This is a genomic window from Chryseobacterium sp. CG10_8, assembly GCF_058117085.1.
In genome coordinates this window covers 1-6,979 of sequence record NZ_JBYVEB010000132.1, presented here as the reverse complement: position 1 = coordinate 6,979, position 6,979 = coordinate 1, and the positions used below count along the sequence as shown (strand labels likewise).

The window sequence follows — 6,979 nt, the reverse complement described above, 5'->3', positions numbered from 1 at the left end:
AAATATTTTAACCTTAAGCTTAGCCACAATCTGTGGCTTAGCTTCTGCTCAGGTTGTTATCGGCGCAAAGAAAGGTAGCGACGAAGAACGAAACCTTAGTACTGCTTCTGTATTACTGGACTTTCCTATGAACAAGAACAAAGGAATCATTTTGCCTTATGTAACGGAGTTACCAAGTTCACCTACTCCTGGAACAATTATCTTGGATTCCACGGATCCATTAAAGGCTCGAGTAAAGTATTACAATGAGAACACGACATCAGGGAGTGCAGGTTGGACAGACTTAAGTGGACAAGATGGAACAGTTTCTACTGAACTAACATTCCAAAATTTGTTTTCAACCAGAGAGGTAGATTCTAAAGCAATCATAGGCTCAGCGACTGCGAGTGCAGATGGAGTCTTGGTATTAGAGAGTGCCACCAAAGCAATGGTTTTACCCATCGTTGAGGATGTTAACTTAATACCAAGTCCAAGTCCTGGTATGATGGTTTATGTAAATAAATCAGGGGCAAAACGCCTTGCAGTTTTCAACGGAACCAAATGGAGCTTTTGGAAACCTTAAATCTAAAAAATTTCTAGGTGAAATTTAGATAACCATTAGATTAAAAAAGAGTAGACGATTTGAGTCTATTATTATAATAGACTTTCATTTTATTTTAATGGTGTCATCTGTGTGAGTCCGGATTAACGTCCGGATTTTTTTATTGTAAAATTACTAGTTTAATTCAGTTTGATAAAAACATGAATTCGCTTATATTTTTGACAAAAGTACAGATAATATTTCTATTGCTGAAGAAGCATGAAGAAAAATTGTGGGAAATACACTGATTTTCAGGATTAACAATTAACTTTAATGAAACCAAAACTGTATAACTTACAAGTTGTACAAATAAAATAGAGTCTCAGTAAAATGGGATATGTTGAAATGTCATCGGCAAATTGTTTGATGACAAGTGCTACGAGTCTGCGAAAAAATAAATTAAATATTGTTTGTTGAAGGAATACGACCTATCAATATTATTAGAATAATATGAAGAATTCAGTTATGAGGAAGAATAAAAAATTACCAAGGGAACATTCCGCCATCTAGACTGTAAGTGGTGATTGAGTTATTTTTGTAAAGGGGGACATTCTAGAAATTCTTTTTTTGGCGATCTTTCTGATTGCAATAAAGTATGTTCACTGATATAGATTTTTCTTGTTTTAATTTCTCTTGGAACAGAAATGTAGTAGGAATTTATTATTTTTGGGAGTCATATTTTAAATGAAATGAAATTAATATCCTATTCAATTGCATTGCTCTGCATCGCGCAGTTTTCATTTGGTCAACAACAAAAATTCACGATGGCGGAGGCTGTCAACGGATTGCGTAGTAATCTTGCTATCAAGAATGTTTCGCAGTTTTCGTGGACCGATGATGGTAAAAGTTATGTTCAAGCGGTCAAAAACGCCTATCTCATTACTAATATCAAAAGTGGTAAAGCAGATACTCTTGTTTCTTTGAATCAACTGAACAAGAGTCGTTCAACACAAGATCAATTGAAGTCCATGCCTGCTGTTACTTTTACTGGGTCGGATAAGGGATATTTCACTAAGGGTTCGGAGTATTTTTGGTTGAAGAAAAATGGAAATGATTGGACGGTAAAGAGCTTTTCTAAACTGAATGATGATGCTGAAAATGTTACTTTTTTGAATGATAAAGAGTCTTTTGTTTATACCAAGAAAAACAACATTTACTATTTCAAGAACGGGGAAGAAGTAGCAATTACCAATGACCAGAATGAAGGTGTTGTGAATGGACAGACTGTTCATAGAAGTGAGTTTGGGATTTCTGGAGGATTGTTTCCTGCTCCTAATCATGATAAATTGGCTTTTTATCGAATGGATCAGTCAATGGTCAAGGATTATCCTGTTGTCGATTGGAGCGTGACTCCAGCTCAAAATCATAATATTAAATATCCAATGGCTGGAGGAAAATCTCATGAGGTGAAATTGGGTGTTTATGATTTTAAAAACAAAACGACGCAATTTCTCAATATTGAAGGTGATCCAGAGCAGTATTTAACTGCGGTTACTTGGAGTCCTGATTCTAAATATATTTTTGTGGGAGTATTGAATCGCGGACAGAATCATTTGAAATTCAATCAATATGATGCAGCAAGCGGAAGCTTCATTAAAACATTGTTTGAAGAGCAAAACGATAAATATGTTGAGCCTCAAAATTCAGCGGTGTTTTTTCCGAATTCAACGACAGATTTTATTTGGCAAAGTCAGAGAAGTAGTTACAATCACCTTTATCACTATAATTTGGAAAAGGGACTTGTTGCACAACTTACCAAAGGAGATTGGTTGGTGAATGAGATTTTAGGCTTCAATGAGAAGAAAAAGGATATTTATTTTACCTCTACTAAAGAATCTCCAAAGGAAAGGCATTTGTATAAAGTTAATTGGAATAATTATCGTGTCGAAAGATTGGATAGCGATGCAGGAGTCCATTTTGGAATTCTTAGTAAAGATGGAAATTGGTTGTATGACAGCTACAGCAATGCCAATACACCAAGGAAAGTTAACTTGATTAATACCCAAAATCTTAAAGCTGAAAATATTCTTTCCGCCGAGAATCCGTTGAAAAATTATGACCGTCCAGAAGTGAAGGATGTTAATCTAAAGGCTGATGACGGGACTCCGCTTTATGGAAAGTTAATTTATCCAACTCATTTTAATCCAAATAGAAAATATCCTGTAATTGTGTATTTATATAATGGTCCGCACGTTCAGTTGGTGACTAATTCTTTTCCTGCTTCAGGAAATTTATGGTACGAATATATGGCTCAAAATGGCTATTTTGTCTATACGATGGATGGAAGAGGGTCTTCTAACAGAGGTTTGGATTTTGAACAAGCAGTCTATAGACATCTTGGCGAAACCGAAATGAAGGATCAAATGAAAGGCGTGGAGTATCTCAAGTCACTTCCTTTTATTGATAGCACCAGAATGGGTATCCATGGTTGGAGTTTTGGTGGATTTATGACAACGAGTTTTATGTTGAAGCATCCAGATGTCTTTAAGGTTGGAGTTGCGGGAGGACCAGTTATCGATTGGAATATGTATGAAATTATGTACACCGAGCGATATATGGATACACCTCAAGAAAATCCTGACGGTTATGCAAAAGCAAATTTGTTGGATAAAGTTCAGAATTTGAAAGGACATTTACTAATGATTCATGGAGCGCAAGATGATGTTGTTGTTTGGCAACATTCGATAAAGTTTTTGAAGTCTGCGGTCGACAATGGAGTACAAATGGATTATTTTGTCTATCCTGGTCATGAGCACAATGTAAGAGGCAAGGACCGAGTACATCTGATGCAAAAGGTAACCGATTACTTTAATGAATATTTGAAAAAGTAAAAGAAATATTTCAAAGATATTATATGAACTCCGGACTCGTTTCGGAGTTTTTTGTTTTTCAAAAATAGTGTACATTTAAATAAAAATAGGCGATGAATCGAATTATTATTTTATGTTTTGTATTCTTTGGAGCACTCGGCTTTGGTCAGGATATTAATTTCGAGGAAATCCAATCAAAAGTGAAGGATTCAACTTCTAATTATTTCTACGAAAGGCTGGTTTATAAGTTTGGTCATTTGCCTTCCACGCTTGATAGTATAGAAGCAAAACATCTTTATTACGGACAATTTGCTGCAAAGAAGCAGTCTGATGAAATTATAGAAGCCTCAGGTAATTTTTATGAAAAAATGAGAGAAGGAAAATATCAAGATGCAATTCCGTTGGGCGAAAAGGTACTTAATCATAATCCTGTCAATCTTGAGGTATTAGGGCTGATGTTAATTTGTTATGGTAAAACGAAAGAACAAGGGATGAATTTGGTTTCGTTAAGGGGAAAGCAATTTCATACTTTGATGAAGGCAATATTAGACAACAAGACAGGTGATGAAAATCATTGGACTTACACCGTAATGTCTGTTGCTGATGAATATGTTATTGGTGGTTTTCTTAAAGTTAACTTATACGAATACCGCAGAACTACCAAACATGACAAGAACGGTATCTACGACCATTGGAAAAAAGGCAAAAAGAAAGTTTCTTTTTTGGTGATTTACGATAAGAATATGCATTAAATTTTTTCCATCCATGCGATCGAAACCTGCGGATGAAAGCCAAACATGTAGGTTTCCCAAGCATTTTCTTTTTCGATGTCTTTGCTTAATAAGTATTTGTTATCAATAATGTCTAACAATAGGAGTTTTTTGGAGAAAAAAGTCAAACCAATTTTGTGTTTGGAAGGGTCTTCAAGATTAGAACTTACCAAATCCAGTTTGTAGTTTTCGAATTCGAAAAAAGTGGTTCCTAATACATCGGGTAAGCTCCTGATGATTCCGCCTAATTGCGCTACATAATTATTGGTAGCAGCGCTAAGTAAAAATGGAATGCGTTCTGCATTGGGATTTTTTTGTAAAAGCTCCCAATAATTCTTCACCGAATTTTCTTTGTCGTCAAAAACCTGATGCTGAATTTTGTATTCAAAATAAGTATCTTCAAAAACATATCGATCCCAAACCATTTCAGAATTTTGGTCGATAACAATACGGAATGCAAATCTTATCTTTTTCATAATTTCAAGTTTAATAAAAACAGGGTAGTCTTATCAACTACCCCGCAAACACGAATGATGAGTGAAATACTATTTCACCATTATCTTTAGGGTCTCGACAAATTTTCCTTTGGTGTTTTCCACGGATATTTTTGCCATATACCACCCTGATTTTAGTTGATTTCTGGATACTTTGATGTTATGTTGTCCAGTATTCATTTTTTTTCTTTCGATTATTGAGGCTACCATTTTGCCGATTAAGTCGTATAATTCTATAGAAACTATCGAAGATTCGCTTAGATTTATAGGAAATGAGGTTTCTTGACGGAACGGATTAGGGTAAGTTGGTTGCACTTGTAAAACTTATATTTCTTAGTTAATGATGCTCTTTCTACAATATTTCCTTCTGACATTACTCATTAGACTTCCATGAAAAGGACCAATGCATTCTCACTCAATGCTTCGAATTCTAACTCTTCGATTCCCCAAAGAAGTAGCCCATCTCTCGTTTCCAATAATCTATTTTGAAACTCGAATGCTCCTTGGATCACCAACGCAAAAACTGATTTTTCAGATTTCTTTAGTTGATAAAAACCTTCTGACCTTAGGTCGAATATTCCTACAAAATTTGGGATCTCTACACTTTTGGAAATCGGCAACATATTATTTCGGTTGCTAAAGTCTAAAGTATTTTTGCTAAACTTCTGTGACAGTTCACAGAAATTGAATTCGAAAATTAAGAAATCCGCTTGGTCTGTATTAAGAAGATTCTTAATAATCAGCAAGTCTCCTTTTTTGGCATTAATCGTCAGCGTTTCGCCTGCTGAAATTGATTCGTAATAATCATTAACAATCACTTCACCATAGAGAGGAAAGAGAATTAGTGTTTTTTTGCCATCAAAGTTCATTCGAAATTCGGCTTCTGGTTCGCAAATAACTTCGCAAACACTTTGCAGAACTCCACTTTTTTCTTCATTCTTCATTAGATATGCTGTTGCATATTCTTCGTTTCCTGACCAAGTTCTAAAGTCGGACTTATAAATCTTTGAAGGAGTTTGTACTAACATCTCTTTACTCTTTTTGGACTCTTAATTAATGAAATATGTTTAAAATTCTTGGTGTTATGCAGATACTTTAATCGTGTGTGTTAACGCATAACCTGCACTTACACTTCCTGTGATGCTACTCATTTCGTTAGAAGTGCCATCACTGAAGACATTATCACTTGCATTGTAAGTGTAACCAGACATTCCTTTGGTGTAACCATAAGAAGTAGCTGCATTAACAGCAACAACCGCACTGCTGCTTCCTTCTGGGAAGGCAATCTGAGTCACCAACAACGATGTTCCATCTGCTTTGTAGATATGGACATGGATGTGAGTTGCTCGGCTTTGATACCATCCTGGAAATATGGAAGTGAAAGTAACCAAACCATTAGCATTGGTCACTTGTCTTCCTCTTAGGAAATTGTTACTGGTGTAATCCACACTTTGCATAGAAGTTCCACCGTATTGCGAATAATATCCGTCTTTGTCACAATGCCAAATGTCGACTAAAGCTCCTTCCAGAGCTGCACAACTATTATTGATGTTCTGAATCGTGATACTAATGGTTAAGGCAACTCCGCTTCTGTCACCAACGATGTTGGTTCTTACCAATCCAGAAGGTGTTTTTGTTGGAAAGGGTCCTTCTGTTTCGGAGTTGGTTACAGAGCATCCAGTTGAACCTGTTGACCCAGAAGATCCACTTGATCCTGAGGTTCCGGAAGAGCTGCTTCCAGATGATGAAGTCGCATCATCGTCATTTCTACAATGAGCAAACACAGGCGCTGCGGCGATGGTTACTCCAGCTAATCCTAAACTTTTTAAAAAGTCTTTTCTGTTGATAGGCTTCATAATTTTTCAGTTTAAAGGGTTAAAAACTCGTTTGATAGATAGTTTTAATGTAGAATTGTTTTTAATTCTTTCATTTTGTTGAATCAAAGGTGAACAAAAAAAAACCGGCTCAAAAAAAATTGAGGTAAAGGACAAAAATGTGTCGGGTAACTTCAAGTTTTAGCCTTTTTTCTTTATAAATGTTAGCTAATACCTGTTTCTACTATAGTCAAATCTATTTAAAATGTCATGCTGACGAAGGAATCATCTATATAGATTCTTCAACTCCACTTCAGAACTTCGTTCGCAGACCTTCAGTCTGTGCTCAGAATGACAAACAAATATATTATGACAAATTATTAAGATCTAACTATAGTGATTTGGTAGGGGTGGATTATCACCGAACTTTTTAGTTGACTGAGGAGACAAAAAAAGAGATTTCAAAATTGAAATCCCTTTTTTCTCCTATATAAAATTGTTGAATTAGGCA

The 6,979-nt window shown here is 35.5% G+C and carries 8 protein-coding genes; 4 read left to right on the top strand and 4 right to left on the bottom strand.

The window, feature by feature from the left end:
- The 3 genes from AC4AGG_RS14730 to AC4AGG_RS14720 form a co-directional block, all read left to right on the top strand.
- The coding region (locus AC4AGG_RS14730; protein WP_489772776.1) for a phage tail-like protein at window positions 1-562 on the top strand (562 nt) is incomplete at its 5' end.
- A 707-nt stretch (window positions 563-1,269) separates the two neighbouring features.
- Window positions 1,270-3,411 (top strand): S9 family peptidase, encoded by a 2,142-nt coding sequence (locus AC4AGG_RS14725; protein ID WP_489772775.1) that lies wholly within the window; start codon window positions 1,270-1,272, stop codon window positions 3,409-3,411.
- A gap of 92 nt (window positions 3,412-3,503) precedes the next feature.
- Window positions 3,504-4,142 (top strand): DUF4919 domain-containing protein, encoded by a 639-nt coding sequence (locus AC4AGG_RS14720; protein WP_489772774.1) that lies wholly within the window; start codon window positions 3,504-3,506, stop codon window positions 4,140-4,142.
- Here AC4AGG_RS14720 and AC4AGG_RS14715 read toward each other — a convergent pair.
- From AC4AGG_RS14715 to AC4AGG_RS14700, 4 genes are all read right to left on the bottom strand, one after another.
- Window positions 4,139-4,636, bottom strand: a complete 498-nt coding sequence (locus AC4AGG_RS14715; RefSeq protein WP_489772773.1) for a hypothetical protein — start codon at window positions 4,634-4,636, stop codon at window positions 4,139-4,141. The genes AC4AGG_RS14720 and AC4AGG_RS14715 overlap by 4 nt on opposite strands.
- A gap of 69 nt (window positions 4,637-4,705) precedes the next feature.
- The gene (locus AC4AGG_RS14710; protein ID WP_489772772.1) at window positions 4,706-4,969 is read right to left on the bottom strand and encodes a T9SS type A sorting domain-containing protein; all 264 of its coding nucleotides are present in this window, start codon (window positions 4,967-4,969) and stop codon (window positions 4,706-4,708) included.
- Between the two features lie 65 nt (window positions 4,970-5,034).
- A complete protein-coding gene (locus AC4AGG_RS14705) occupies window positions 5,035-5,682 on the bottom strand; it encodes a pirin family protein (RefSeq protein ID WP_489772771.1) in 648 nt (215 codons plus the stop codon).
- Between the two features lie 54 nt (window positions 5,683-5,736).
- Window positions 5,737-6,510: a dioxygenase family protein gene (locus tag AC4AGG_RS14700; RefSeq protein ID WP_489772770.1), complete on the bottom strand. Its 774-nt coding sequence runs from the start codon at window positions 6,508-6,510 to the stop codon at window positions 5,737-5,739.
- 179 nt (window positions 6,511-6,689) lie between these two features.
- On the opposite strand from AC4AGG_RS14700, the gene AC4AGG_RS14695 reads away from it, so the two are divergent.
- A complete protein-coding gene (locus tag AC4AGG_RS14695) occupies window positions 6,690-6,902 on the top strand; it encodes a hypothetical protein (RefSeq protein ID WP_489772769.1) in 213 nt (70 codons plus the stop codon).
- Window positions 6,903-6,979 lie beyond the last annotated feature (77 nt).

Bases quoted from the DNA above. Each gene is read 5' to 3' on its own strand.
- AC4AGG_RS14725 (WP_489772775.1), top strand. From the start codon at position 1,270: ATGAAATTAATATCCTATTCAATTGCATTGCTCTGCATCGCGCAGTTT.
- AC4AGG_RS14720 (WP_489772774.1), top strand. From the start codon at position 3,504: ATGAATCGAATTATTATTTTATGTTTTGTATTCTTTGGAGCACTCGGC.
- AC4AGG_RS14715 (WP_489772773.1), bottom strand. From the start codon at position 4,636: ATGAAAAAGATAAGATTTGCATTCCGTATTGTTATCGACCAAAATTCT.
- AC4AGG_RS14705 (WP_489772771.1), bottom strand. From the start codon at position 5,682: ATGTTAGTACAAACTCCTTCAAAGATTTATAAGTCCGACTTTAGAACT.
- AC4AGG_RS14700 (WP_489772770.1), bottom strand. From the start codon at position 6,510: ATGAAGCCTATCAACAGAAAAGACTTTTTAAAAAGTTTAGGATTAGCT.
- AC4AGG_RS14695 (WP_489772769.1), top strand. From the start codon at position 6,690: ATGTTAGCTAATACCTGTTTCTACTATAGTCAAATCTATTTAAAATGT.